Annotated in this window: 24 protein-coding genes; 16 read left to right on the forward strand and 8 right to left on the reverse strand. The window is 71.5% G+C overall.

Annotation, left to right across the window (positions count from 1 at the left end):
• Nucleotides 1-56: 56 nt before the first annotated feature.
• Nucleotides 57-1382 (forward strand): MATE family efflux transporter, encoded by a 1326-nt coding sequence (locus ACFZDA_RS23275; RefSeq protein ID WP_391084714.1) that lies wholly within the window; start codon nucleotides 57-59, stop codon nucleotides 1380-1382.
• On the opposite strand, the gene ACFZDA_RS23280 is transcribed toward ACFZDA_RS23275, so the two are convergent.
• Nucleotides 1340-2578 (reverse strand): glycosyltransferase 87 family protein, encoded by a 1239-nt coding sequence (locus ACFZDA_RS23280; protein ID WP_391084717.1) that lies wholly within the window; start codon nucleotides 2576-2578, stop codon nucleotides 1340-1342. The two genes, ACFZDA_RS23275 and ACFZDA_RS23280, sit on opposite strands and share 43 nt — an antisense overlap.
• 118 nt (nucleotides 2579-2696) lie before the next feature.
• On the opposite strand from ACFZDA_RS23280, the gene ACFZDA_RS23285 reads away from it, so the two are divergent.
• Entirely contained in the window at nucleotides 2697-3839 is a 1143-nt protein-coding gene (locus tag ACFZDA_RS23285) for a glycosyltransferase (RefSeq protein ID WP_391084721.1), read from the forward strand.
• A gap of 190 nt (nucleotides 3840-4029) precedes the next feature.
• Nucleotides 4030-5616 carry a GMC oxidoreductase gene (locus ACFZDA_RS23290; RefSeq protein WP_391084724.1) on the forward strand — a complete coding sequence of 529 codons (1587 nt, stop codon included), beginning with the start codon at nucleotides 4030-4032 and terminating at the stop codon, nucleotides 5614-5616.
• A gap of 13 nt (nucleotides 5617-5629) precedes the next feature.
• Here ACFZDA_RS23290 and ACFZDA_RS23295 read toward each other — a convergent pair whose 3' ends face one another.
• Nucleotides 5630-7426 carry an AMP-binding protein gene (locus ACFZDA_RS23295; protein WP_391084727.1) on the reverse strand — a complete coding sequence of 599 codons (1797 nt, stop codon included), beginning with the start codon at nucleotides 7424-7426 and terminating at the stop codon, nucleotides 5630-5632.
• Between the two features lie 297 nt (nucleotides 7427-7723).
• On the opposite strand from ACFZDA_RS23295, the gene ACFZDA_RS23300 reads away from it, so the two are divergent.
• The 6 genes from ACFZDA_RS23300 (at nucleotide 7724) to ACFZDA_RS23325 (ending at nucleotide 12908) form a co-directional block, all read left to right on the forward strand.
• A complete protein-coding gene (locus tag ACFZDA_RS23300; protein ID WP_391084730.1) occupies nucleotides 7724-8521 on the forward strand; it encodes a metallophosphoesterase in 798 nt (265 codons plus the stop codon).
• Between the two features lie 111 nt (nucleotides 8522-8632).
• On the forward strand, nucleotides 8633-9073 hold the full coding sequence (locus ACFZDA_RS23305) for a DUF2505 family protein (protein ID WP_391084733.1): 441 nt from the start codon (nucleotides 8633-8635) through the stop codon (nucleotides 9071-9073).
• A 134-nt stretch (nucleotides 9074-9207) separates the two neighbouring features.
• A complete protein-coding gene (locus ACFZDA_RS23310) occupies nucleotides 9208-10383 on the forward strand; it encodes an ArsA-related P-loop ATPase (protein ID WP_391084736.1) in 1176 nt (391 codons plus the stop codon).
• Nucleotides 10384-10439: 56 nt separating this feature from the next.
• Nucleotides 10440-10940, forward strand: a complete 501-nt coding sequence (locus ACFZDA_RS23315) for a DUF5304 family protein (protein WP_391084739.1) — start codon at nucleotides 10440-10442, stop codon at nucleotides 10938-10940.
• A 134-nt stretch (nucleotides 10941-11074) separates the two neighbouring features.
• Nucleotides 11075-12028: an ROK family glucokinase gene (locus tag ACFZDA_RS23320; protein ID WP_391084742.1), complete on the forward strand. Its 954-nt coding sequence runs from the start codon at nucleotides 11075-11077 to the stop codon at nucleotides 12026-12028.
• Between the two features lie 133 nt (nucleotides 12029-12161).
• On the forward strand, nucleotides 12162-12908 hold the full coding sequence (locus ACFZDA_RS23325) for an endonuclease/exonuclease/phosphatase family protein (protein WP_391084746.1): 747 nt from the start codon (nucleotides 12162-12164) through the stop codon (nucleotides 12906-12908).
• Here the strand turns inward: ACFZDA_RS23325 and ACFZDA_RS23330 are convergent.
• Both ACFZDA_RS23330 and ACFZDA_RS23335 read right to left on the reverse strand, forming a co-directional pair.
• Nucleotides 12905-13555: a hypothetical protein gene (locus tag ACFZDA_RS23330; protein WP_391084748.1), complete on the reverse strand. Its 651-nt coding sequence runs from the start codon at nucleotides 13553-13555 to the stop codon at nucleotides 12905-12907. The genes ACFZDA_RS23325 and ACFZDA_RS23330 overlap by 4 nt on opposite strands.
• Complete coding sequence (locus ACFZDA_RS23335; protein ID WP_391084751.1) at nucleotides 13548-14345, reverse strand: alpha/beta fold hydrolase; 798 nt, start codon at nucleotides 14343-14345, stop codon at nucleotides 13548-13550. Before ACFZDA_RS23335 ends, ACFZDA_RS23330 begins: the two co-directional genes overlap by 8 nt.
• A gap of 202 nt (nucleotides 14346-14547) precedes the next feature.
• On the opposite strand from ACFZDA_RS23335, the gene ACFZDA_RS23340 reads away from it, so the two are divergent.
• Genes ACFZDA_RS23340 through ACFZDA_RS23355 form a run of 4 tightly spaced genes read left to right on the forward strand, consistent with a single transcriptional unit; the run spans nucleotide 14548 to nucleotide 18390 of the window.
• Nucleotides 14548-15369: a 1-acyl-sn-glycerol-3-phosphate acyltransferase gene (locus ACFZDA_RS23340; protein ID WP_391084753.1), complete on the forward strand. Its 822-nt coding sequence runs from the start codon at nucleotides 14548-14550 to the stop codon at nucleotides 15367-15369.
• A gap of 27 nt (nucleotides 15370-15396) precedes the next feature.
• Nucleotides 15397-16623: a MacS family sensor histidine kinase gene (gene macS, locus ACFZDA_RS23345; RefSeq protein ID WP_391084756.1), complete on the forward strand. Its 1227-nt coding sequence runs from the start codon at nucleotides 15397-15399 to the stop codon at nucleotides 16621-16623.
• Nucleotides 16620-17309 (forward strand): response regulator, encoded by a 690-nt coding sequence (locus ACFZDA_RS23350; protein WP_391084759.1) that lies wholly within the window; start codon nucleotides 16620-16622, stop codon nucleotides 17307-17309. The genes macS and ACFZDA_RS23350 overlap by 4 nt, the downstream gene beginning before the upstream one ends.
• A 52-nt stretch (nucleotides 17310-17361) precedes the next feature.
• Nucleotides 17362-18390: an ATP-dependent 6-phosphofructokinase gene (locus tag ACFZDA_RS23355; protein ID WP_391084761.1), complete on the forward strand. Its 1029-nt coding sequence runs from the start codon at nucleotides 17362-17364 to the stop codon at nucleotides 18388-18390.
• A gap of 51 nt (nucleotides 18391-18441) precedes the next feature.
• Here the strand turns inward: ACFZDA_RS23355 and ACFZDA_RS23360 are convergent, their stop codons facing one another.
• Together ACFZDA_RS23360 and ACFZDA_RS23365 are read right to left on the reverse strand one after the other, a co-directional pair.
• Nucleotides 18442-20307: a chorismate-binding protein gene (locus ACFZDA_RS23360; protein WP_391084764.1), complete on the reverse strand. Its 1866-nt coding sequence runs from the start codon at nucleotides 20305-20307 to the stop codon at nucleotides 18442-18444.
• Between the two features lie 112 nt (nucleotides 20308-20419).
• The gene (locus tag ACFZDA_RS23365) at nucleotides 20420-20476 is read right to left on the reverse strand and encodes a trp operon leader peptide (protein WP_082319877.1); all 57 of its coding nucleotides are present in this window, start codon (nucleotides 20474-20476) and stop codon (nucleotides 20420-20422) included.
• A gap of 110 nt (nucleotides 20477-20586) precedes the next feature.
• Here ACFZDA_RS23365 and ACFZDA_RS23370 point away from each other — a divergent pair, with 110 nt between their 5' ends.
• Together ACFZDA_RS23370 and ACFZDA_RS23375 are read left to right on the forward strand one after the other, a co-directional pair.
• Entirely contained in the window at nucleotides 20587-21939 is a 1353-nt protein-coding gene (locus ACFZDA_RS23370; protein ID WP_086565086.1) for a class II 3-deoxy-7-phosphoheptulonate synthase, read from the forward strand.
• Nucleotides 21940-22088: 149 nt separating this feature from the next.
• Nucleotides 22089-22322 carry a (2Fe-2S)-binding protein gene (locus ACFZDA_RS23375; protein WP_391084767.1) on the forward strand — a complete coding sequence of 78 codons (234 nt, stop codon included), beginning with the start codon at nucleotides 22089-22091 and terminating at the stop codon, nucleotides 22320-22322.
• A 16-nt stretch (nucleotides 22323-22338) separates the two neighbouring features.
• Here ACFZDA_RS23375 and bfr read toward each other — a convergent pair whose 3' ends face one another.
• The gene (bfr, locus tag ACFZDA_RS23380; protein WP_391084770.1) at nucleotides 22339-22815 is read right to left on the reverse strand and encodes a bacterioferritin; all 477 of its coding nucleotides are present in this window, start codon (nucleotides 22813-22815) and stop codon (nucleotides 22339-22341) included.
• 175 nt (nucleotides 22816-22990) lie between these two features.
• Here bfr and ACFZDA_RS23385 point away from each other — a divergent pair, with 175 nt between their 5' ends.
• Nucleotides 22991-23641, forward strand: coding sequence for a molybdopterin-dependent oxidoreductase (locus ACFZDA_RS23385; protein ID WP_391084774.1), 651 nt, complete (start codon nucleotides 22991-22993; stop codon nucleotides 23639-23641).
• A gap of 15 nt (nucleotides 23642-23656) precedes the next feature.
• On the opposite strand, the gene ACFZDA_RS23390 is transcribed toward ACFZDA_RS23385, so the two are convergent.
• On the reverse strand, nucleotides 23657-24538 hold the full coding sequence (locus tag ACFZDA_RS23390; RefSeq protein ID WP_391084777.1) for a deoxyribonuclease IV: 882 nt from the start codon (nucleotides 24536-24538) through the stop codon (nucleotides 23657-23659).
• Between the last annotated feature and the right edge of the window lie 59 nt (nucleotides 24539-24597).

Genomic DNA, 24597 nt, shown 5'->3' on the forward strand with positions numbered 1-24597 from the left:
TACCTCTAACCGAGCTACCTCGAATCGAGGTTACTGGTCTCAGGGGGACAGTCACTGTGAACGCCCACCGCGAGCAGCTCCTCCGGCTCGCCCGCCCCGTCTACTTCTCGCTCCTGGCGTCCGTCGCCGCCGGGATCATCAACACCGTCTGGGTCGCCCGGCTCGGTGGTCCGGCCGTGGCCGCCGTGGCCGTGGCGACCACCACGGAGAACGTGCTGCTGGGCATCGCCCTGGTCTTCGGCTCCGGCACGACCGTGCTGGTCGCCCACGCCCGGGGCGCCCGCGAGCCCGCCGCCGTCCGGGCCGCCGTGCGCGGCGGCTGGGCACTGTGGGCACTGGTGACGCCCCTGGTGGTGGCGGGCGGCCTGCCGGCGCGCGAACCGCTGGCCCGGCTGGTGCTGGGCGAGGCCGACAGCGCCGCCCTCCCGTTCGCCGTCGCCTACTTCACGCTCTCCATGCCCGGCATGGCCGTCTTCTTCGCCCAGCAACTCGTCGACGGCATCCTCAAGGGCACCGGCGACACCCGGACCCCGATGCGGCTCGCCCTGCTGTCGAACGGCCTGATCCTGGCCCTCGACCCCTTCCTCATCCACCTCTACGGCGTCCAGGGCGCCGCCGCGTCCACCGTGCTGTGCCGGACCGTGGCGCTGGGAGCCGGGCTCGTCGCCGTCCGGCGCACCGCACTGCTGCGCAGCGCCCGCGGCGCGGCACCGGCCGAGCCCCTGGCCGTCTCCCTGCGCCGGACGCTGACGACCGGCCTGCCCATGTCCGCCGACTTCACCGTGCGGCAGACGGGCGCCCTGATCCTGGTCGCGATCGTGGCCCGGCTCGGGGTGACGGCGGTGGCCGCGTACTCGATCGCCTACAAGGTCATGTACGTGGCGACCATGGCCTTCTACGCCGTCCGCCAGGCCGCGTCCATCCACACCGCGCACACCCGTGGCGAGGGGAGCGACGCGCGGCGGGAGATCGGGCGCCAGGCCGTCCTGCTCTCCGGAGCCATCGGCCTCGCCGCGGCCGTCCTGCTGGCCGTCACCGCCCCGTGGCTCATGGCCGCCTTCGGCGCCGGAGGCGGGGTCGCGGGCCAAGGCGTGCTCTTCTTGCGCTGCGTCGGGCCCTACCTGCTGCTGATGGCCGGCCTCATCGCGCTCGGCGGGGTCTTCGAGGGCGGCGGGGACGCCCCGAAGCTGCTGCGTGTGACCGTGCTCGGGACCGCGGCACAACTGGCCCTCGCGTACGGCCTGACGGGGCTCGGGCTGCCCGGTGTGTGCCTCGCGCTGGCGGTGGCGGCGGCGGTGCAGTGTGCGCTGGCGGGCTTGCTGTTCCGGCGGGCCCCGGCTCAGGTGGAGACCGGGGCCTCGTCGGTGCGGGTGGTGGGCTGAGCGGGCACGGGAGCGGGGGCCGTGCGCGGTACCGTCGCCTTCCACAGGGCGCGGGCCGCGAGGAGCGCGGCGGCGACCAGGAGGCCGTTGCGCAGGAACAGCAGGGTCAGGCCGAGGCCGTCGCTGGCCACCACGTTGGCGAAGTAGAGCGGGAACTCCAGCACCGTCACGAAACACGCCACCAGGACGAGCCCGACCGGCAGCCGCATCCGGCTCCCGGGGAAGTACAGGCAGACCGCGGCCAGCCCGACCAGCCACACCATGTACTGCGGGCTGATCACCCGGCTGGTGGTGGTGAACATCAGCACCGCCACGAAGGCCGCGTCGGCGACCGTGTGCTCCTCGAAGGTCCGGGCGAGCAGCCGCCACAGCACCAGCCAGCCGAAGGCCGCCCCCGTCAGGAACAGCGCGCCCGTGCTCACCTCGCTCACGTACGGCCCGAGGAACTCGATCGAGCCGTAGTTGAGCCGCACCTCGCCCCGCCAGCCGAAGTGCCGGGCGACATGGAAGACCAGCGCACCCAGTGACTCCACCTCGGTGCCCCGGTCCCGCTGGGAGGTCAGGAAGGTGAACGCTCCCGGCGCGGCCAGGGCGCACACGCCCGTCACCGCGACGCCGGTGACCAGGGCCGACACCCAGGAGGCGGGCCGGCGGACCGCCAGCAGGAGCATCGCCGGCCAGACCTTCAGCAGCGCGCCGAACGCGGCCAGCACCCCCATCACCCTGGGGTGCCGGGCGCCCGCGAGCAGCGCCGCCACGGCCACCGCCGTGACCATCACGTCGTAGCGCGCGTACACCGTCGGCCCGAGCAGCGGCACCCCCGCCACCCACACCCAGGCGCCGCGCAGCGACCTGCCGGGGCGCCGGCCCGCGTACGCCAGCAGGGCCAGGACGGCCAGGTCGGTGACGCAGACCAGCACGAAGAACGCGGTCGCGTAGGGCAGGAAGGGCAGCAGGCCGGGGGAGAGGATCGCCAGGGCGGCGGCGGGCGGGTACTGCCAGGTGACATCGTCCCGGGGGAACGTTCCGCCGCGCAGGACGTCGTACCAGCCCTGGTAGATCACGGACACGTCGCTCGTCACGTCCGGGCCCGGGAAGACGTACACCTTCAGCACGAACAGCAGCAGCACCAGTCTCGTGAGCCCCCAGGCCACCAGCAGCCATATCAGGGACCGCTTCGCGCCCGTCGTCCTCACCGAATCCCCGCCTGTCCGCGTGCCGTGTCGAGGAGGCCATGATGTCCCCGACAGCTGTGAGCGTGCCACACCTGCCGGCGCGCATGGCCGTGCGGGGCGGTTCGGTAGGGTCGGCGGCGTGCGCAAGACCCTGATCGTGACGAACGACTTCCCGCCCCGGCCGGGCGGCATCCAGGCGTTTCTGCACAACATGGCGCTGCGGCTGGACCCCCAGCGGCTGGTCGTCTACGCGTCGACCTGGAAGCGGAGCCGGGAGGGCGTCGAGGCGACCGCCGCCTTCGACGCCGAGCAGCCCTTCACCGTCGTACGGGACCGCACGACCATGCTGCTGCCGACGCCGGGCGCCACCCGGCGGGCCGTCGGCCTGCTGCGGGAGCACGGGTGCACCTCGGTGTGGTTCGGGGCGGCGGCCCCCCTCGGCCTGATGGCACCGGCGCTGCGCAGCGCGGGCGCCGAACGGCTGGTGGCCACCACGCACGGCCACGAGGCCGGCTGGGCGCAACTGCCGGCCGCCCGGCAGCTGCTGCGCCGGATCGGCGACTCCACGGACACGATCACCTACCTCGGCGAGTACACGCGCTCCCGGATCGCCGGCGCGCTGAGCCCGCAGGCGGCCGCGCGGATGAGGCAGCTGCCGCCGGGCGTCGACGAGAAGACCTTCCACCCCGGCTCGGGCGGCGACGAGGTACGGGCCCGACTGGGCCTGACGGACCGCCCGGTCGTGGTGTGCGTCTCCCGGCTGGTCCGGCGCAAGGGCCAGGACACCCTGATCCGGGCCATGCCCCGGATCCTGGCGGCCGAGCCGGACACCGTGCTGCTGATCGTCGGGGGCGGCCCGTACGAGAAGGACCTCCGCAGGCTGGCCCAGGACGCGGGCGTCGCCGCCTCCGTCCGCTTCACGGGCCCGGTGCCCTGGTCGGAGCTGCCCGCCCACTACGGCGCCGGCGACGTCTTCGCCATGCCCTGCCGCACCCGCCGCGGCGGCCTGGACGTCGAGGGCCTCGGCATCGTCTACCTGGAGGCGTCGGCGACCGGGCTGCCCGTCGTGGCCGGCGACTCGGGCGGCGCCCCGGACGCGGTCCTGGACGGCGAAACGGGTTGGGTGGTGAGAGGCGGCTCCTCCGAAGACGTAGCCGACCGCATCACCACCCTCCTCGGCGACGCCGAGCTGCGCCGCAGAATGGGCGAGCGAGGCCGCGAGTGGGTCGAGGAAAAGTGGCGCTGGGACCTCCTCGCGGAGCACCTGAAAAACTTGCTGTAGGTGCCTCAGGGGCGCGGGGCTGTATCGATGTGCGGCTCCGCCGCGTGGGCGCGACAAGCCACACACCACCCGCACCCGCCCACAAGGATCAAGCGGCACCCCACTAGGCGGAACCCCAACTACCGCCGATGCTGCACCCATGACATCAAACCTGACGCATCGTCACCTGACAAGACGTCAAATTCTCGGCATGGCCGCCCTCCAAACCGCAGCCACCCTGGGATTCACCCGCATCGGCCTCGACTCCGCCCGAGCGGCGCAGCCCGACGCGGTCGACACCGCCCCCGCCATCGTCATCGGCTCCGGCTACGGCGGCGCCGTAGCCGCCCTCCGTCTCGCCCAGGCCGGCATCCGCACCCTCGTCCTGGAGATGGGCCGGCTCTGGAACACCCCCGGCCCCGACGGAAAGATCTTCTGCTCCACCCGCACCCCGGACCAGCGCTCCATGTGGTTCCGCACCCGTACCGAGGCCCCCCTGGGCACCTTCCTCTGGCTGGACGTCGTCAACCAGGACATCGGCCGCTACCCGGGCGTCCTGGACCGCGTGCACTTCGCACAGATGTCCGTCTACGTCGGCCGGGGCGTCGGCGGCGGCTCACTCGTCAACGGCGGCATGGCGGTCACGCCGCCCAGGGCCTACTTCGCCGAGCAGTTCCCCACCGTCGACGCCGACGAGATGTACGGCACGTACTTCCCGCGCGCCCGCGCGGCCCTCGGCGTGAACACCGTCGACCCGGCCTGGTTCGAGTCGACGGAGTGGTACCGCTTCACCCGTGTCTCCCGCCGCCACGCCGAGGAGGCCGGCCTGCGGACCACCTTCGTGCCGAACGTCTACGACTTCGGCCACATGGCGCGCGAGGCGGCCGGCACCGCCCCGAAGTCGGCCCTCGCCGGCGAGGTCATCTACGGCAACAACCACGGCAAGCGCAGCCTCGACAAGACCTACCTCGCCACCGCGCTCGGCACCGGCCACGTCACGATCCACACCCTGGAGAAGGTCCGAGCGATCAGCCGGGCGCCGGACGGGAGCTACGTCCTGACCGCCGACCGCGTCGACGAGACCGGCCGGGTCGTCGAGACCAAGGAGTACGGCTGCAGGTACCTCTTCCTCGGCGGCGGCAGCCTCGGCACCACCGAACTGCTGCTGCGCGCCCGGGAGACGGGCACCCTGCCCGATCTCGACCCCAGCGTCGGCGCCGGCTGGGGCACCAACGGCAACGTGATGCTCGGCCGGGCCAACCACCTGTGGGACACGGTCGGCGCGAACCAGTCGACCATGCCGGTCATGGGCATCGACGACTGGGCCAACGCCGCCAACCGCGTGTTCGCCGAGATCGCCCCGCTGCCGGCCGGGCTGGAACACTGGGTGAGCCTCTATCTGGCGATCACCGGGAACCCGCAGCGGGCGTCCTTCTCGTACGACACCGGCTCGGGTGAGGTGCGGCTCGGCTGGACGGCCGCCCACAGCGCGGTCTCCGTCGCCATGGCCAAGAAGCTGTTCGACCGGATCAACGCGGCCAACTCGACGATCTACCGCTACGACCTGTTCGGATCGAGCAGCAAGGTCTTCGCCGACGACTTCACCTACCACCCGCTCGGCGGCTGCGTACTGGGCCGGGCGACGGACGACTACGGGCGTGTGAAGGGCTACCGCAGGCTCTACGTCACCGACGGCTCGCTCGTGCCCGGGTCGATCGGGGTCAACCCCTTCATGACCATCACCGCGCTCGCCGAACGCACGATGGCGCGGGTCCTCGCCGAGGACACCGCGCCATAGACGACCCCGTGGGTCACTTCGCGTAGATCGCCTCGACCTCGTGCGCGTAGTCCTTCGCCACCACGTTCCGCTTCAGCTTCAGTGAGGGCGTCAGGTGGCCCGACTCCTCCGTGAACTGGGAGGACAGAATGCGGAACTTCCGCACCGATTCCGCCTTCGACACCGCGGCGTTGCCGTCGTCGACCGCCGCCTGGATCGCGGCCAGCAGGTCCGGGTCCTCGCACAGCGACGCCGCGGTGGAACCCGCCGGCTTGCCGTGGTCCGCGCACCAACGGCCCAGGAACTCCTCGTCGATGGTGATCAGCGCGCCCACGAACGGCCGCCCGTCGCCCACCACCATGCACTCCGCGACCAGGGCGTGGGCCCGGATGCGGTCCTCGATGACGGCCGGGGCGACGTTCTTGCCGCCCGCGGTGACGATGATCTCCTTCTTGCGGCCGGTGATCCTCAGGTAGCCGTCCTCGTCGAGGGTGCCGATGTCACCGGTGTGGAACCAGCCGTCGGCCAGCGCCTCCGCGGTCGCGCCGGGGTTGTTCCAGTACTCCTTGAACAGGTGCTCGCCGTGCAGCAGCACCTCGCCGTCGTCGGCGATCCGCACCACCGAGCCGGGCAGCGGCTGGCCGACCGTGCCGATCTTCTGCCGGTCCCAGGGGTTGAACGCGGTGGCCGCGCAGGACTCGGTCAGGCCGTAGCCCTCCAGGACCGTGAAGCCGATGCCGCGGAAGAAGTGGCCGAGGCGCTCGCCCAGCGGGGCGCCGCCGGAGATCGCGTACTCGCCCCGGCCGCCGAGGACCGCGCGGAGCTTGCTGTAGACGAGCTTGTCGAACGTCCTGTGCTTGATCTTCAGGCCGAGGGACGGGCCCGAGGGGGTGTCCAGCGCCTTGCTGTACGCGATCGCCGTGTCGGCGGCCTTGTCGAAGATCTTGCCCTTGCCGTCGGCCTGGGCCTTGGCGCGCGCCGAGTTGTAGACCTTCTCGAAGACGCGCGGCACCCCGAGGATCAGGGTCGGGCGGAACGCGGCCAGCTCGTCCGTGAGGTTCTTGATGTCCGGGACGCAGCCGAGCTTGATCGGCGCCATCATCGGCGCGATCTGCACGAGCCGCCCGAAGACGTGCGCGAGCGGCAGGAAGAGCAGCACCGAGCACTCGCCCGTGCGGAACAGCGGACGCAGCCGCTCCACGATGTTGCCGCACTCGGCGAAGAAGCTGCGGTGGGTGAGCACACAGCCCTTGGGGCGGCCGGTCGTGCCCGAGGTGTAGACGATGGTCGCCGGGTCGTCGGCCTTGGCGATCGAGCTGCGCTCCTCGACCGTCTGGTCCCTGACGTCCTGCCCGAGCCGGGCCAGCTCGTCGATGCCGCCGCCCTCGATCTGCCACACGTGCTTGAGCGCTGGCAGACGGTCGCGCACCGACTCGACGGCGGCCGAGTGACCGTCCGACTCCACGATGCACGCGGTCGCGCCCGAGTCGCCGAGGATCCACTGCACCTGCTCGGGCGAACTGGTCTCGTACACCGGCACGGTCACCGCGCCCGCGCTCCAGATCGCGAAGTCCAGCAGCGTCCACTCGTACCGGGTGCGGGACATCAGGCCCACCCGGTCGCCCGGCTCGACCCCGGCGGCGATCAGCCCCTTCGCGGCGGTGTGCACCTCGGCGAGGAAGGCGGTGGCCGTGACGTCCTGCCAGGTGCCGCCGACCTTGCGGGCGATGACGGCGACGTCCGGGTGCTGCGCGGCGTTTCTGCGGACGATGTCGGTCAGATTGCCGTCCGCAGGGACCTCGTACAAAGCCGGAAGGCTGAACTCGCGCAAGACTGCTGCTCCTCATAGGGCGCCGGCGCCACGACGTTGTGTGATGCGACGGTCCGGTCCAAGGCTCGGGCAGGTGCTCGGGCATTCACTTGTTGAAATGCAGAGCACGACTGGACTGCCCGGACGTTACCCGCCGGTATGGGTTCTCCGACAGGGGGTCCCATCGAGATGTTCGCTGCGTCACACAGTTGGGTATTCCTTCGCGCACAGTAGTCCACGTACTAACTGACTGGCCAGTAACCGCAGGTAGAGCCGCCACTGTTCACAACTGCGCCGCTCGACCTACCCTTGATCACCATGGCACCCACACCAGCCGGAAACCGCAGGACGCGCGTGCACGTGGTCAGTGACGTGCACGGCAACGCCCGTGACCTGGCCAGGGCCGGCGAGGGCGCCGACGCCCTGATCTGTCTGGGCGACCTCGTCCTCTTCCTCGACTACGCCGACCACTCGCGCGGCATCTTCCCCGACCTGTTCGGCGTGGAGAACGCCGACCGCATCGTCGCGCTGCGCACCGCCCGCCGCTTCCAGGAGGCGCGGGAGTTCGGGGCCCGGCTGTGGGCCGGCATCGGCGCGGACCGCGCCTCGGTGATCGAGAAGGCGGTGCGCAAGCAGTACGCCGAGATGTTCGCCGCGTTCCCCACCCCTACGTACGCGACCTACGGCAATGTCGACATGCCGCCCCTGTGGCAGGAGTACGCCGGCCCTGGCACGACCGTCCTCGACGGCGAGCGCGTCGAGATCGGCGGCTGGGTCTTCGGCTTCGTCGGCGGCGGCCTGCGCACGCCGATGCGGACGCCGTACGAGATCGGCGACGAGGAGTACGCGGCGAAGATAGAGGCGGTCGGCGAGGTCGACGTGCTGTGCACGCACATCCCGCCCGAGGTTCCCGAACTGGTCTACGACACCGTCGCGCGCCGCTTCGAGCGCGGCAGCCGGGCCCTGCTGGACGCCATCCGCCGCACCCGGCCCCGCTACTCCCTCTTCGGACACGTCCACCAGCCGCTGGTGCGGCGGATGCGGATCGGGGCGACCGAGTGTGTGAACGTGGGGCACTTCGCGGGGACCGGGACACCGTGGGCGCTGGAATGGTGAGGATGCCCCAGGTCGGATGAGATCGGCGGGTCCCGTGCGCGGTAGCCTTCACGCTGCACACGCTTGCGTACGACGACCTCATACCGGCCCGTATCTGGAGGAGCCACGGCGATGGCGGAACACACCAGCTCGAGCATCACCATCGAGGCGGCCCCGGCCGACGTCATGGCGGTCATCTCCGATTTCGCCCGCTACCCGGACTGGACCGGCGAGGTGAAGGAGGCCGAGGTGCTCAAGACCGACGAGCGGGGCCGTGCCGAACAGGTCCGGCTCGTCATGGACGCGGGTGCGATCAAGGACGACCAGGTCCTCGCGTACACCTGGACCGGCGAGAACGAGGTCTCCTGGACCCTGGTCAAGTCCCAGATGCTCCGCTCCCTGGACGGCACGTACCTGTTGAAGCCGGCGGGGGCGGGGGGTACGGAGGTCACGTACGCGCTGACCGTCGACGTCAAGATCCCCATGCTCGGCATGATCAAGCGCAAGGCGGAGAAGGTCATCATCGACCGGGCGCTGGCGGGCCTGAAGAAGCGCGTGGAGTCGGGCACGTAGGGGTCGCGCCGTAGCAGTGCCTGCGCCGTGCCGGGTGCGGGGCCGTGGTGGCTGGTCGCGCAGTTCCCCGCGCCCCCGGGGTGCCTTCAGCACCCACCCGGCCTGAGCGCCAAGGCCCGGTACCGTTCACCTCCATGCGCACCATCCTGATCACCGGCCCCGGCGGCAGCGGCCGTACCACCCTCGCGGCCGCGACCGCCCTGGCCGCGGCAGCGCAGGGCACCCGCACCCTCGTCCTCGGCACCGACGCGGCCGACACCCTCGGCGCCGTCCTGGGCACCCGCACCGGCCCCGAGCCGGTCGAGGCCGCACCCCGCCTCACGGCCTGGCGCCCCGACCCCGCCCAGGACTTCCGCACGGATTTCACCGCCCTCCAGGACCGCGCCTCCTCCGCCCTCGACCTCCTCGGCGCCTCCCGCCTCGACCCCGAGGAACTCAGCCCCCTCCCCGGAGCCGAGGAACTCGCCCTCCTGCGCGCCCTGCGCGACGCCGCGCTGTCGGGGTCGTACGACCTGCTCGTCGTCGACCTGCCCCCGACCCCGCGGGCCCTCGCCCTGCTCGCCCTGCCCGAGGAACTCCGCCGCTACCTGCGCCGCCTGCTCCCGCCCGAACGGCAGGCCGCCCGCGCCCTGCGCCCCGTCCTGGGCCGGCTCGCCGGCGTCCCCATGCCCGCCGAGTGGCTCTACGAGAGCGCCGCCCGCTGGGACCTGGAGCTGGCCGCCGTCGAGGCCGTCGTCGCCGACCGCGACACCGTCGTACGCCTGGTCGCCGAGCCAGGCCCCGCCGGCGCCGACGCCCTGCGCGCAGCCCGCCTCGGACTCGCGCTGCGCGGCCTGCGCACCGATGTCGTGGTCGCCAACCGCGTCCTGCCCGAGGCGTCCCCGGACACCTGGCTGGCCGGACCGGTCGCCCAGCAGCGCAAGACACTGGACGAGTGGCGGGAGTCGTACGACGTCCGGACCGTGGCCCACCTCGGACGCGACCCCGTCGGCGCCGACGACCTGGCCGCCCTCGCCGTACCCGGCGCCGACCCGGACGCGCCCGTCCCGGCGGTCGAGTGGCCGGTGGCCGACCGGCTCGGTGAGGACGGGGTGCTCGTCTGGCACATCCCGCTGCCCGGCGCCCTGCGCGAGGAACTGGACCTCGTCCGGCGCGGCGACGAACTCGTCGTCACGGCGGGGCGGTTCCGCCGTATCGTTCCGCTGCCCTCCGCGCTGCGCCGCTGCACCGTCGACGGGGCCGCCCTGCGCGAGGGCGAACTGCGCATCCGCTTCGCGCCCGACCCGAAGCTCTGGCCGCAGACGCGGTGAGAGGGGGTGGGAGAGGGGGTAACGTCGGAGGGACGAACCGTAGTCAGGAGTCCGTCATGAGCGAAGAGCTCCCCCCGTCCGACGCCGCCCGCGACGAGGCCGCGGACGAGGTGCGGGCGACCGACGCCGACGCCTGGGCGACCGCGTGCGCCGAGGACCTCGAAGCGGAGACGGCCCGCCGCCGCGCCGCGTACGGCCCGCCCCCGGGCTCCGCGGCCGAGGAACTGAAGAAGCTCGTCCACGCCGTCGCGGACAAGCTGTCGGGGATCCAGTCCCCGCTGTTCGGCGCCGTCGCGGGGCCCGCCGCCGAGCAGGTCGTCCGCCAGGTCGTCCAGCAGGCCAAGGCCGCCGTGGAACCCGTCATCGAACGCAACCCGGACGTCTTCGACCACCTGGCCGCCGCCGGGAACGAGTTGCTCGCCGCCTACCGCTCCGCCGTCGAGTCCCAGGAGCGCCGCTGGACCGGCCGCGACGACCGGATCGACCCGCGTGACCTCGACGAACGCCATGACCGGGGCGACGACGCCGGTCCCGGGGAGCGCATCGACCTGGACTGAGCCCCGCCTCCTCGTCACGAGCCCCGACCGGCGTGCCGCCGCCGGTCCTGCCCAGCGTGCGGACGACAGCGAACCCGACGGCGTGCCTCGGGTACCGTTGGCCGTAGCGGGGCTCGACCGAAACTGAGGGATTCATGGGACTCACCATCGGCGTCGACATCGGCGGCACGAAGATCGCGGCCGGCGTGGTCGATGAGGAAGGCAACATCCTCTCGACCTTCAAGGTGCCGACCCCGGGCACGCCTGAGGGCATCGTGGACGCCATCGCCTCGGCGGTGGAAGGCGCACGCGTCGGGCACGACATCGTCGGCGTGGGCATCGGCGCGGCCGGCTATGTGAACCGGCAGCGCTCCGAGGTCTACTTCGCGCCCAACATCCACTGGCGCAACGAGCCGCTCAAGGAGAAGGTCGAGGCCCGTGTGGGCCTCCCGGTGGTCGTCGAGAACGACGCGAACGCCGCGGCGTGGGGCGAGTACAAGTTCGGCGCCGGCAAGGGCCACCGCAACGTCATCTGCATCACGCTCGGCACCGGCCTCGGCGGCGGCATCATCATCGGCAACAAGCTGCGCCGCGGGCACTTCGGCGTGGCCGCCGAGTTCGGCCACATCCGCATGGTGCCGGACGGCCTGCTGTGCGGCTGCGGCTCGCAGGGCTGCTGGGAGCAGTACGCCTCGGGGCGTGCGCTGGTGAGGTACGCCAAGCAGCGCGCCAACGCCACCCCCGAGAACGCCGAGATCCTCCTCGGCCTCGGCAACGGCTCGCCCGACGGCATCGAGGGCAAGCACATCTCCATGGCCGCCCGCCAGGGCGACCGCGTGGCCGTCGACTCCTACCGCGAACTGGCCCGCTGGGTCGGCGCGGGCCTCGCCGACCTCGCCTCCCTCTTCGACCCCTCCGCCTTCATCGTCGGCGGCGGACTCTCCGACGAGGGCGAACTGGTCCTGGGCCCGATCCGAAAGTCCTACAAGCGCTGGCTGGTCGGCGGCAACTGGCGCCCGGTCGCCGAGGTCCGCGCGGCGGAACTGGGCAACAAGGCCGGGCTGGTGGGCGCGGCGGACCTGGCGAGGGAACCCGACCCGATCATGTAACGCCTCGTTTTGTGTTTTCAGGGGCGCGGGGCTGTGTCGATGTGCGGCTTTGCCGCGTGGGCGCGAACAGCCACGAACAACCGGTACTCGCGCACAACCCCGCGCCCCGAGCCATGGGGCGTAAATTGATCACATGCCCCTGCTCCCCAACTCCCGTACCGAACCCGACGGTTCCGCGGTCATCAGGGTCCTCGGCTACAACATCCGCTCCATGCGGGACGACACCGACGCCCTGGCCCGTGTCATCCGCGCTTGCGAACCCGACCTGGTCCTGATCCAGGAAGCCCCCCGCTTCTTCCGCTGGCGCAAGAAACTCGCCCGTCTGGCCCGCGCATCCGACCTGGTCGTCGTCACCGGGGGCGCCACCACCACAGGCCCGGCGATCCTCAGCTCGCTCCGGGCGAGCGTCGAACGCACGGAGGACGTTCTCCTGCCCCCCACCCCCGGCCTGCACCGCCGCGGCTTCGCCACGGCCGTCGTCCGCTTCGCCGGCACCCGCCTCGGCGTGCTGAGCTGTCACCTGTCGCTGCAGAAGGACGAGCGCTACGCCCAGGCCGGCATGCTCCTGGACCGGCTCGCGGGCCTGGGCGTGGAGCACGCGATCGCCGGCGGCGACCTGAACGAACGCCCCGACGGCCCCGCCTTCCGCCGGCTGGCCGGCACCCTGACCGACTGCCGGGCCGCGTCCCCCTGGGGCGGCGAGTACACCTGGACCCCCGCCGACCCCTACCAGCGCATCGACGCGATCTTCGCGACCGAGGGCATCGAGGTGCTGGGCTGCGGTGTGCCGTCCGCACAGCCTGGGGTGACCGAGGCAGACCTGAGGGCGGCCACGGACCATCTCCCGGTCCTGGCCGCCCTCAGAGTGCCCGCTTCCTAGACGATCGCACCCCGCCCCGGGTCGTCGTCCTCCTCGTCATCCGTCCGCATCCGCATCACCAGCGTCGCGAACCCGCCGAGGAACCCGCCGATGCCCAGCGTGGTCAGCCACCAGGTCATCTCCCAGCCGAGCAGCACGGCCAGCAGGAGCAGCACCGGCCCGCCCAGCACACCGAGCCAGGCGAACTTCGCGGTCGGGTCGGCGGACGGCAGCGGGGGCGGCTCCGGCGGCACGAAATGCCCCTCGTCGTCCTCGTCGAAGTCGTCCTCGGCGGGCTCGGGCGCCGTGTAGTCGCGCGGGCCGACGCCGGGCGCGAAGGAGACGGAGCCGCCCAGCGGCTTGGCCGGCTTGTCGCCGGATCCCTTCGGCTCCGGGCCGTCCGGCTCGCCGGGCTTCGCGGCCTCCGCGGGGGCCGACGCGGCCTCCGCGGGCGTGTCCAGCCGGTCGCCCCGGTCGCCCCGGCCGTCGTTGGTCGGAGGCTCCAGCAGCGCCAGGTCCTCGACCGACTTGAACGGCTTGGCGCCCGGCGGGTCCGGCGGTTCCTCGCCGTACCCGGCGACGATCGCCGCCCAGGCGGCCTCCTCGTCGAACGGGACGCCCTTCTCGTCCGGCTCGCGGCCCTCGCGGTCGGAGTCGTGCTCAGCCACCTGCGGTCGTCCCTTCCTTGCCGAGACCGGGCTCCTTGCCGAGGCCGGACGCGAGCCGGCTGATGAAAGCTGTGCTCTCCTCGAAGATCCGGTCCGCGTCATGGTCCAACGTGGCGACGTGGTAGCTCTGTTCCAGGAGGACCTCTTTCACGTCGGTCGACGAGATGCGGCTGAGGACACGGGCCGAGTCGGCCGGCGGCACCACATGGTCCTGCGGGCTGCGCAGCAGCAGCACCGGCTGGGTGACCTGCGGCAGCTCGCGGTCGGCGACCTGGAAGAACTGGCGCAGGGAGTGCGCGGCGTGCAGCGGCACCCGGTCGTAGCCCAGCTCCCTGCTGTCCGGCTTGGCGATGTCGCTGGCGATGCCCTTGGTCGCGGGGACGAGGTGGCGGAGCACCGGCAGGGCGTGCGCGGCCAGGCCGTGCACCTTGTTCGCCGGGTTGACGACCACCACTCCGCTGACGGCGTCGCCGTGCCGCGCGGCGAGCCGCAGGGCCAGGGCGCCGCCCATGGACAGACCGGCCACGAACACCTGCTCGCGGCGCTCGCACAGGAGGCGCAGCTCGTGCTCCACCTCCGCGTACCAGTCCTGCCAGCCGGTGATCCGCAGGTCCTCCCAGCGCGTGCCGTGCCCGGGGAGCAGCGGCAGCGAGACGGTCATGCCGCGTGCGGCGAGATGCTCCGCCCAGGGGCGCAGCGACTGCGGTGAACCGGTGAAACCGTGGCAGAGGAGCACGGCGGTTTCCCCGCCCTCGTGGTGAAACGGCTCGGCTCCGGCAAGGACCGGCACCTTCGGCCTCCTGGTCATGAGAAGGGACGGACACGATCACGGAATGTCACGGAACGTCATGGCAGGGGACGCACGGCGTTCGCGGGACCTTCACGGTACGCGACGGCACTGACACCGACCAGGGCCGTCGGCGCCTTTGACGGCGCGCCGGGTTATGGTCTGATCGACACATACAGGAGGCACTCGGTTGTTGTACGGCGCGATGAAGGTCGCTGTTGGGGGACCGCTGAAGGTCGCCTTCAGGCCGTGGGTGGAAGGCCTGGAGAACATTCCCGCCGAGGGCCCCGCGATCCTGGCGAGCAACCACCTGTCCTTCTCGGACTCGTTCTTCCTGCCCGCGGTCCTGGACCGCAAGGTCACGTTCATCGCGAAGGCCGAGTACTTCACCACGCCCGGGGTGAAGGGCCGGCTGACGGCCGCCTTCTTCAAGGGAGTCGGCCAGCTGCCCGTGGACCGCTCCGGCGCGCGCGGCGCGGGCGAGGCCGCCATCAAGAGCGGCATAGAGGTACTGGAGCGCGGCGAGCTGTTCGGCATCTACCCGGAGGGGACGCGCTCGCCCGACGGGCGGCTCTACCGCGGCAAGCCGGGCGGCCTCGCGCGCGTAGCGCTGGCGACCGGCGCGCCCGTCATCCCCGTGGCCATGATCGACACGGAGAAGATCCAGCCGCCCGGGAAGGTCATGCCGAAGCTGATGCGCCCCGGCATCCGGATCGGCAAGCCCCTGGACTTCAGCCGCTACCAGGGCATGGAGCACGACCGGTTCGTGCTGCGCGCGGTGACCGACGAGGTCATGTACGAGATCATGAAGCTCTCCGGCCAGGAGTACGTCGACATGTACGCGACGGCCATGAAGCGGCAGCTCGCGGAGGCGGCGAAGGCGGAGAAGGAAGCCGAGAAGGCGGCGAAGGCCGCGCTCGCCCGTGCGGAGAAGGAACAGGCCGGGAAGGAACACGCCGAGAAGGAACAGGCGGACCAGGAAAAGCCCGAGCGGGACGAGCCGGAGAAGAGGCGGACGGAGCCCTAGTCGGGGCTCGTCCGGGGGGCGGGGGAGATGGCCGAGCGCGAGCGAGTCATGAGGATGTCGGTCGAGCAGCCGCTGTGGCGTGCGCTGACCGCCTACCGGGTGCTCACGATGCTGTACGCGGTCGGCCTGTTCGCCACCGCCTACGAGGAGTTCGTCCGGCCCTGGGTCGCCGTCGCCTACTACGCCGTGCTGGCCGTGTGGACCCTGGCCACCCTGCCCCGGGTCGCGAACGCCGCCCGCTGCACCAAGCGGTTCCTCGCCGCCGACCTCACCATCGCCGTCGCCGGCATCCTGCTCACACCCGTCGCCGACACACACGAGCGGGTCCTGGCGGGCGGCCCGACCCTGCCGTCGATATGGACCGCCGGTTCCGTCCTGGCCTTCGCCGTCAAGGGCGGCTGGCGCTGGGCGGCCCTCGCCTCCAGCCTCGTGGCCGCCGCCAACCTGGTCGAGCGTGGCAGCCCGGCCCGTGACACCGTCCACAACGTCATCCTCGTCTGCATCGCCTCCATCGCCATCGGCTACGTCGTCGAGGTCGCCCGCGCCTCCGAGCGCACCCTCGCCCGCGCCCTGGAGATCGAGGCCGCCACCCGTGAGCGGGAGCGCCTGGCCCGGGACATCCACGACAGCGTGCTCCAGGTGCTGGCGATGGTGCAGCGGCGCGGCGCGGTGATCGGCGGCGAGGCGGCCGAGCTGGGCCGGATGGCCGGTGAACAGGAGGTCGCGCTGCGCACCCTGGTCTCCGGCGGACTCGTGCCCGTCTCCCGGCTCTCGGAGGACGCCGCCGAGGGAGCCGTCGTCCGGGCCGTCGACGAACAGCCGGAGGAGAGCGGCCCCGTCGACCTGCGCGCCCTGCTCGCGCCGTACGCCGGCGCCAAGGTCAGCCTCGCCGAGCCCGGCGCGCCCGTACCGCTGGCGCCGGCCGCCGCCCGGGAGGTGGCCGCCGCTGTCGGGGCGGCCCTGGACAACGTCCGCAAGCACGCCGGGGAACAGGCGCGCGCGTGGATCCTCGTCGAGGACGAGCCGGACGAGGTGATCGTCACCGTACGGGACGACGGACCCGGCATCCCGGAAGGGCGGCTCGCCCAGGCCGAGGGCGAGGGGCGGCTCGGCGTCGCCCTGTCGATCCGCGGCCGGCTGCGCGACCTCGGCGGCAGCGCGGAGCTGATCTCGGTGCCGGGACAGGGCACGGAGGTCGAACTGAAGGTACCGAAGGACGTGACAACCGTACGGGGGAAGGCGGAGCAGCGATGACTCAGACCACTGCGGACCGGCGGGACCCGATCAAGGTCATGGTGGTCGACGACCACCCCATGTGGCGCGACGCGGTCGCCCGTGACCTGGCCGAGTCGGGCTTCGAGGTCGTCGCCACCGCGGGCGACGGCGACCAGGCCGTGCGCCGCGCCAAGGCCGCCGCACCCGAGGTCCTGGTGCTCGACCTGAACCTGCCCGGCAAGCCCGGCGTCCAGGTCTGCAAGGAGGTCGTCGCCGCGAACCCCGCGCTGCGCGTCCTGGTGCTGTCCGCGAGCGGCGAGCACGCCGACGTCCTGGAAGCCGTGAAGTCCGGCGCGACCGGCTATCTGCTGAAGTCGGCCTCCACCGAGGAACTCCAGGACGCGGTCCGCCGCACGGCCGTCGGCGACCCCGTCTTCACCCCCGGCCTCGCCGGGCTGGTCCTCGGCGAGTACCGCCGCCTGGCCTCCGAACCCGCCCCCGCCCCCGACACCGGCGAACCGGACGCGCCCCGGCTCACCGACCGCGAGACCGAGGTACTGCGCCTCGTCGCCAAGGGCCTGAGCTACAAGCAGATCGCCGAACGCCTGGTCATCTCCCACCGCACGGTGCAGAACCACGTCCAGAACACCCTCGGCAAGCTCCAGTTGCACAACCGCGTGGAGCTGGTCAGATATGCGATAGAGCGCGGACTCGACGACGAGTGAGACCCACGCCACACTGACCCTTCGCCAGGCACCTGCTGCGAAGGGACATGCCATGCGGGTCGGAGTACTGACCGGAGGCGGCGACTGCCCCGGACTCAACGCCGTCATCCGGGCCATCGTCCGCAAGGGCGTACAGGAGTACGGCTATGACTTCACCGGCTTCCGGGACGGCTGGCGCGGTCCACTGGAAGGTGTCACCGTCCGCCTCGACATCCCCGCCGTGCGCGGCATCCTGCCCCGCGGCGGCACCATCATCGGCTCCTCCCGGACCAACCCCCTGAAGGAGCGCGACGGCATCCGCCGGATCAAGGAGAACCTCGCCGCGCTGGAGGTGGAGGCGCTCGTCGTCATCGGCGGCGAGGACACCCTGGGCGTGGCCGCGCGGCTGTCCGGCGAGTACGGCTTGCCCTGCGTGGGCGTGCCGAAGACGATAGACAACGACCTGTCCGCCACGGACTACACCTTCGGCTTCGACACCGCGGTCGGCATCGCGACCGAGGCCATCGACCGGCTGCACACCACCGCCGAGTCCCATATGCGGGTCCTGGTCTGCGAGGTGATGGGCCGGCACGCCGGCTGGATCGCCCTGCACTCGGGCCTCGCCGGCGGCGCGAACGTCATCCTCATCCCCGAGCAGCGCTTCGACGTCGAGCAGGTGTGCGCCTGGGTGACGTCCCGTTTCCGGGCGTCGTACGCGCCGATCGTCGTCGTCGCCGAGGGGGCCATGCCCAAGGACGGCGACATGGTCCTCAAGGACCGGTCGCTGGACTCCTTCGGGCATGTCCGCCTGTCCGGTGTCGGCGAGTGGCTCGCCAAGGAGATCGAGAAGCGCACGGGCAAGGAGGCCCGCACCACGGTCCTGGGCCACATCCAGCGCGGCGGCACCCCCAGTGCCTTCGACCGCTGGCTCGCCACCCGCTTCGGCCTGCACGCCATCGACTGCGTCCGCGACGGCGACTTCGGCACGATGGTCGCCCTGCGCGGCACGGACATCGTCCGCGTCCCCCTCGCGGACGCGACGGCCCGTCTGAAGACGGTGGACCCGACGCTGTACGAGGAGGTCGGTGTGTTCTTCGGCTGACCGTCCGTGCCAGGTGCCGGTCGGGACCGCGCGGCCCCGACCGGCCCCGGGCTACACCGAGGGCGCGCTCGTGCCCCGCAGCTGCCCCACCAGGTCCCGCACGACCGCCGCGCCGCAGAGGGTGAGCACCGACTCCGGGTGGAACTGCACTCCAGCGAATCCGGGCCCGCGCAGCGCGTGCACCTCTCCGTTCGCCGCGTGGCTGACCTCCACGCCGTGCGCGGCCAGCTCCTGACGGGCGCCTTCGTCGCAGCGCGCCACGAAGCTGTTGTAGAAACCGACCGTCTCCGGCCGCCCGAACAGGTCGATCGTCGTCTGCGCCCCCTGGTACGGCACTTCCTTGCGGACGATCTCCAGCCCCAGCTCGGCCGCGATCAGCTCGTGCCCGAGGCAGACGCCGAGCACACCGTGCGGGTGATCACGGACGACCTCGGCGGTGAGGTCGCGCAGGAACCGCATCTTGGGATCGGTGAGGTCGCAAGGGTCACCGGGGCCCGGGCCGAGCACGACCGGGCCCTCGTGCGCGAGCACCGCCTCGCGGAGCCCGTCCTCGTCGTACCGCCGGACGGTCACCTCCAGCCCGCCCGACCGCAGCACATGCGCGAGCATCGCCGTGAAGGTGTCCTCGCCGTCGACGACCAGGGCGTGTCCTGTGAGCTCCTCGGACGGCTCCTGCATCCGCAGCCAGAACGGCGCGAGCGAGGCCCGGCGCCCGTCGAGCGCGGCCCGCACGCGTGGATCGTCGGCCAGCCGGGGCCGTACGGACTCCTCGCGCTGCCGGCCCGGCCGTACACCCAGCGCCGTCAGCACCCCGGCCGCCTTCGCGTGCGTCTCCGCGACCTCGCCCGCCGGGTCGGAGCCGCGCACCAGCGTCGCGCCCACCGCCACCCGCAGCCGGCCGCCGGCGTCGATGTCGGCCGTGCGGATGAGGATGGGGGAGTCGAGGGTCTGGGCGCCACCCGAGTCCCGCCCGAGGAGGGCCAGCGCACCGGCGTAGTACCCGCGCCCCGCGACCTCGTGCCGCTCGATGACCCGGCAGGCGTTCTGCACCGGCGAGCCCGTCACGGTCGCCGCGAACATGGTCTCCTTCAGCACCTCACGCGCGTCCAGCGAGGACTTGCCGCGCAGCTCGTACTCGGTGTGCGCGAGGTGCGCCATCTCCTTCAGCCGGGGCCCTACGACGACCCCGCCCCGGTCGCCGACGGTGCACATCATCTTGAGCTCCTCGTCGACGACCATCGACAGCTCCTCGATCTCCTTGCCGTCGGCGAGGAAGTCCAGCAGGTGCTCGGGCGTCGGCCCCTCGGCGGGGTAGCGGTAGGTTCCGCTGATCGGGTTCATGACGACCGTGCCGCCGGACATCCGCACGTGCACCTCGGGGCTCGCCCCCACCAGCGTCCGGTCCCCGGTGTGCACGACGAACGTCCAGTACGCGCCCCGCTCGCCCTCCAGCAGCCGCCGGAACAGCGCCAGAGCGTCGGCCCGGCCGAACCCGGGGATCTCCCCCTGGTACGTCCGCCGGATGACGAAGTTCGCTCCCTCGCCCCGCCCGATCTCCTCCCGCAGCACCCGCCCGACGATCTCCGCGTACTCCTCGTCACCGACGTCGAAACCGCCGCCCTCGACCCGCACGTCGTGTCCCGGGAGCTGCTCCAGGGCATCGGCGAGCGGGACGGCGTAGGACTCCACGGGGGTCAGCACCGACAGTGGCGTGCCGTCGTCGCGGACGTCGAAGCCGCGCTCGCGGATCTGCCGGAAGGGGACGAGCGCCAGGCCCTCGTCGGGGAGGTCGGCGAGGCGGTCGTAGCTGGTGACCGGGCCGATGAGGACCTCGATCAGGTCCTGGTCGTGGCCCGGGGTGCGGCGGCGGAGCAGGGCGAAGGGGCGGGGCTCGTGCGGCAGCTGTGTCAGGTCCATGGTTCCTCCGGGGCTGTCGATCGACGGCGATCGATGTCGGTGAGGAGCGGACCTAGGGAAACGCCGAAGGCCGCCCCTGGGGCGGCCTTCGCGAAGTCTGTCGTACGCGCAGTCAGTGGGCCGCCGGATGAGCGGTCCACCACCAGGTCTGGATCGAGTGCGCGAACATGGCAGGCACCCTACCCCATGCCCGAGACCCCGTGTCCGAGTCGTGTACCCCGTGTCTCAATTGCTGGGCATGGGCCAGGACGCCCGACACGACCCCGTAATGTTGGGGCCGTGACCGTGAACGCTAAGACCAGCACGAGTGCTGGCAACACCTGGCGAGACCTGCCCGCGGCGCAGCAGCCCGAGTACCCCGACACCGAGGCTCTGCGCGCAGTCGTTGCGGACCTCGAGTCGTATCCGCCGCTCGTCTTCGCGGGCGAGTGCGACCAGCTGCGCGCCCGGATGGCGGCCGTCGCCAAGGGAGAGGCGTTCCTCCTCCAGGGCGGCGACTGCGCCGAGGCGTTCGACGGGGTGTCCGCGGACCACATCCGCAACAAGCTCAAGACGCTGCTCCAGATGGGCGCCGTGCTGACGTACGCCGCGTCCGTGCCGGTCGTGAAGGTCGGCCGTATCGCCGGCCAGTACTCCAAGCCGCGCTCCAAGCCGACCGAGACCCGCGACGGCGTGACGCTGCCGACGTACCGGGGCGACTCCGTCAACGGCTTCGACTTCACCGAAGAGGCCCGCATCCCGGACCCCGAGCGGCTGAAGCGGATGTACCACGCCTCGGCCTCCACGCTGAACCTGGTGCGCGCCTTCACCACCGGCGGCTACGCCGACCTGCGCCAGGTGCACGCCTGGAACCAGGACTTCGTGAAGTCGTCCCCGTCGGGGCAGCGCTACGAGCAGCTGGCGCGCGAGATCGACAACGCGCTGAACTTCATGCACGCCTGCGGGGCCGACCCGGAGGAGTTCAAGACCGTCGAGTTCTACTCCTCGCACGAGGCGCTGCTGCTCGACTACGAGTCCGCCCTGACCCGGGTCGACTCGCGCACCGGGCAGCTGTACGACGTCTCCGCGCACATGGTGTGGATCGGCGAGCGCACCCGGCAGCTGGACCACGCGCACATCGAGTTCGCCTCGAGGATCCGCAACCCGATCGGCATCAAGCTGGGTCCGACGACCACGGCCGAGGACGCGCTGCAGTACATCGAGCGCCTCGACCCGGAGCGTGAGCCGGGCCGGCTGACCTTCATCGTCCGCATGGGCGCCGACAAGGTCCGCGACAAGCTTCCGGAGCTGGTCGAGAAGGTCACCGCCTCGGGCGCCACCGTCGCCTGGGTCACCGACCCGATGCACGGCAACACCTTCGAGGCGGCCTCCGGGCACAAGACCCGTCGCTTCGACGACGTGCTCGACGAGGTCAAGGGCTTCTTCGAGGTCCACAAGGCGCTCGGCACCCACCCGGGCGGCATCCATGTGGAGCTGACCGGCGACGACGTCACCGAGTGCGTGGGCGGCGGCGACGAGATCTTCGTCGACGATCTGCACCAGCGCTACGAGACGGCCTGCGACCCGCGGCTCAACCGCAGCCAGTCGCTGGACCTGGCGTTCCTCGTGGCCGAGATGTACAGGGACCAGTAACGGGTCCGCCTGTTACCCGGGCATGGACTGGGGCGCGGATCACACGATCCGCGCCCCTCTCCGCTTTTCTGCCTCCCACCCGGCGGGTAAGGTTAGGTTAGCCTCACCGATCAACGGGGACGGCGCCAAGGATCGAACCCGCCCTGGAGGTGAACCGCGTGTACGTCTGCAGTTGCTTCGGGATCACCGAGCAGCAGGTCAAGCAGCACGCGGACGGCGGCGCCTGCACCCCTCGGCAGATCGCGTCCGCCTGCAAGGCGGGCACGGACTGCGGGTCGTGCGTACGCCGCATCCAGGCACTCCTCGGCAGGGGTTCGTGCCCTCGTCGTGAGCTGGCGGACCGGAGCGAGCCGGTGCTCGCGGAACTGGAAGACGCCGCCTAGAGCCGCAGGGGTCCGGCTAGCTAGGCTGCTCGATCTGCTGCGCGATGTACAGCGCCTCGCCGATCTTGTCGATGAGCTCCAGCTGCGTGTCCAGGTAGTCGATGTGGTGCTCCTCGTCCTCGAGGATCGACTCGAAGAGGTTCGCGGACGTGACGTCGCCCTTGCCGCGCATCACCTCGATACCGCGCCTGAGGCGGTCGATCGCCTCGACCTCGACCTGCCGGTCCGCCTGGAACATCTCGGTGACCGTCTGGCCGACCCGGACATGGAAGAGCCGCTGGTAGTTGGGCAGACCGTCCAGCATGAGGATGCGCTCGGTGATCTTGTCCGCGTGTTTCATCTCGTCGATGGATTCTTCACGCGTGTACTTGGCCAGCTTGGTCCAGCCATTGTTGTCCTGGATCCGGTAGTGCAGCCAGTACTGGTTGATCGCCGTCAGCTCGCCGGTCAACTGCTCGTTCAGGAATTCGAGGACCTCGGGGTCGCCCTGCATCGCAGAGGCTCCTTCCGCGCGGGGGGAACTGGCAGGTTGCGCCGCATGATTCCATCGGCGACGAAGATCGTCCAGTAAGTCTTCACTTACTAAGTAAGGGCATGCTTAGTCCTCATTGCCCGTTTTGGGGTTGCCCTGGTCGGGGGCATCACCGGGGGTCTGTCAGGATGGAGGCATGGGTCAGCCGGTGGGACACGAATCGGGAGAAGGGCGCGATCCGGCAGGAGCGACGCAGCCCGGACTTCCGCCGGGACAGCGGGTGCAGCGCGGCTGGCCGGTCACGCACTACGGGCCCGTCCCCAGGTTCCGGCCCGAGCGCTGGGAGTTCAGGGTCTTCGGCGCCACGGCGGACGGCGGCAAGCACTGCTGGACCCACGAGGAGTTCACGGCCCTGCCGTACACCACCGTCATGGCCGATCTGCACTGCGTCACCAAGTTCAGCATGCTGGGCGCCGAGTGGGGCGGTATCCCCGCGCGCACGATCCTCGACATCGCGCCGCCCGCGGACGACGTCACCCATGTGATGGTGTGGGCCGAGTACGGATTCAGCTCCAACCTCCGGCTGTCCGACTTCGCCTCCGAGCACGTCCTGTTCGCCACCCACAAGGACGGCGAGCTGCTCACCGCCGAGCACGGCTTCCCGCTGCGCCTGATCGTGCCCCACCTGTACGCCTGGAAGGGCCCCAAGTGGGTGCGCGGCGTGGAGTACATGACCGCCGACCGGCGCGGCTTCTGGGAGGAGCGCGGTTACCACAACATCGGCGATCCATGGCGGGAACAGCGCTACTCGTACCAGGAGGGGCCGGGGGACGGCCCCGGCCTCTGACGCCTTCGAGGTCGTTCAGCAGTCGCGCAGCTTCTTCAGCCGCTCCACGTCCGCCGCGTGCCCCTCCTTGCCGCCCGGTGTCTCGATGATCAGCGGCACGCCCTCGGTCGCGGGGTGCGTCATCAGGGCCCGGAACGGATCCTCGCCGATGTGGCCGACACCGATGTTCTCGTGCCGGTCCTTGTGCGCGCCCACCACGTCCTTGGAGTCGTTGGCGTGGATCAGCTTCAGCCGGCCCTCGCCCACCGTGTCCACCAGCAGGTCCAGTGTCCGGTGCATGCCGCCGGGGCCGGTCAGGTCGTGCCCGGCGGCGAAGATGTGGCAGGTGTCCAGGCACACGCCCAGCATCGGATGCGCGTCCAGCGCCTCGAAGTACGGGCCGAAGTCCCAGGTCCGTGAGCAGAGCGAGGCGCCCTGCCCGGCCGTCGACTCCAGGAGCAGGAACGGGTCGTCGTCGTGGGTCAGCTCGTCGAGCAGCGGAAGCAGATGCTCCCGTACCTGCTTCAGCGCCACCGACCGCTCCCGGCCGCCGGTCGCGCTGCCGGTGTGCACGACCACGCCCAGCGCCCCGATCTCCCGTCCGCGGCGCAGCGAGTGCCGCAGCGACTCCACCGACCGCTCCACGGTCGCCTCGGTGTGCGAGCCGAAGTTGATCAAGTAGGGGGCGTGCACGTACGCCGGGACCGACTCGGCCTCGCACGCGGCGCGGAACGCCTCGTCCTGCTTCGGATTGCCGACTGGAGTGGCCCAGCCCCGCGGGTTGGCGACGAAGACCTGGACGGTCTCGGCCTTCAGGTCACGGGCGTAGGTCAGGCCGACGGAGTGCAGGCCACCGGCCACGGGGACGTGGCCGCCCACAGGGTTGCGGGAGGGGCCGGAGGACAGCTGATGGTTCACCCGTTCAGGGTGTCATGCGCCCGGCCCCGTCCCGTCCACGGGCTCCCTGCCCGCATCCG

This window comes from Streptomyces sp. NPDC007991, assembly GCF_042958445.1.
Lineage (GTDB): Bacteria > Actinomycetota > Actinomycetes > Streptomycetales > Streptomycetaceae > Streptomyces.

Excerpts from the sequence above, each read along its gene's own strand:
- ACFZDA_RS23290 (WP_391084724.1), top strand. The coding sequence starts at position 4,030 with ATGGCCGCCCTCCAAACCGCAGCCACCCTGGGATTCACCCGCATCGGC.
- ACFZDA_RS23300 (WP_391084730.1), top strand. The coding sequence starts at position 7,724 with ATGGCACCCACACCAGCCGGAAACCGCAGGACGCGCGTGCACGTGGTC.
- ACFZDA_RS23305 (WP_391084733.1), top strand. The coding sequence starts at position 8,633 with ATGGCGGAACACACCAGCTCGAGCATCACCATCGAGGCGGCCCCGGCC.
- ACFZDA_RS23310 (WP_391084736.1), top strand. The coding sequence starts at position 9,208 with ATGCGCACCATCCTGATCACCGGCCCCGGCGGCAGCGGCCGTACCACC.
- ACFZDA_RS23315 (WP_391084739.1), top strand. The coding sequence starts at position 10,440 with ATGAGCGAAGAGCTCCCCCCGTCCGACGCCGCCCGCGACGAGGCCGCG.
- ACFZDA_RS23320 (WP_391084742.1), top strand. The coding sequence starts at position 11,075 with ATGGGACTCACCATCGGCGTCGACATCGGCGGCACGAAGATCGCGGCC.
- ACFZDA_RS23325 (WP_391084746.1), top strand. The coding sequence starts at position 12,162 with ATGCCCCTGCTCCCCAACTCCCGTACCGAACCCGACGGTTCCGCGGTC.
- ACFZDA_RS23340 (WP_391084753.1), top strand. The coding sequence starts at position 14,548 with ATGAAGGTCGCTGTTGGGGGACCGCTGAAGGTCGCCTTCAGGCCGTGG.
- macS (WP_391084756.1), top strand. The coding sequence starts at position 15,397 with ATGGCCGAGCGCGAGCGAGTCATGAGGATGTCGGTCGAGCAGCCGCTG.
- ACFZDA_RS23350 (WP_391084759.1), top strand. The coding sequence starts at position 16,620 with ATGACTCAGACCACTGCGGACCGGCGGGACCCGATCAAGGTCATGGTG.
- ACFZDA_RS23355 (WP_391084761.1), top strand. The coding sequence starts at position 17,362 with ATGCGGGTCGGAGTACTGACCGGAGGCGGCGACTGCCCCGGACTCAAC.
- ACFZDA_RS23360 (WP_391084764.1), bottom strand. The coding sequence starts at position 20,307 with ATGGACCTGACACAGCTGCCGCACGAGCCCCGCCCCTTCGCCCTGCTC.
- bfr (WP_391084770.1), bottom strand. The coding sequence starts at position 22,815 with ATGCAGGGCGACCCCGAGGTCCTCGAATTCCTGAACGAGCAGTTGACC.
- ACFZDA_RS23385 (WP_391084774.1), top strand. The coding sequence starts at position 22,991 with ATGGGTCAGCCGGTGGGACACGAATCGGGAGAAGGGCGCGATCCGGCA.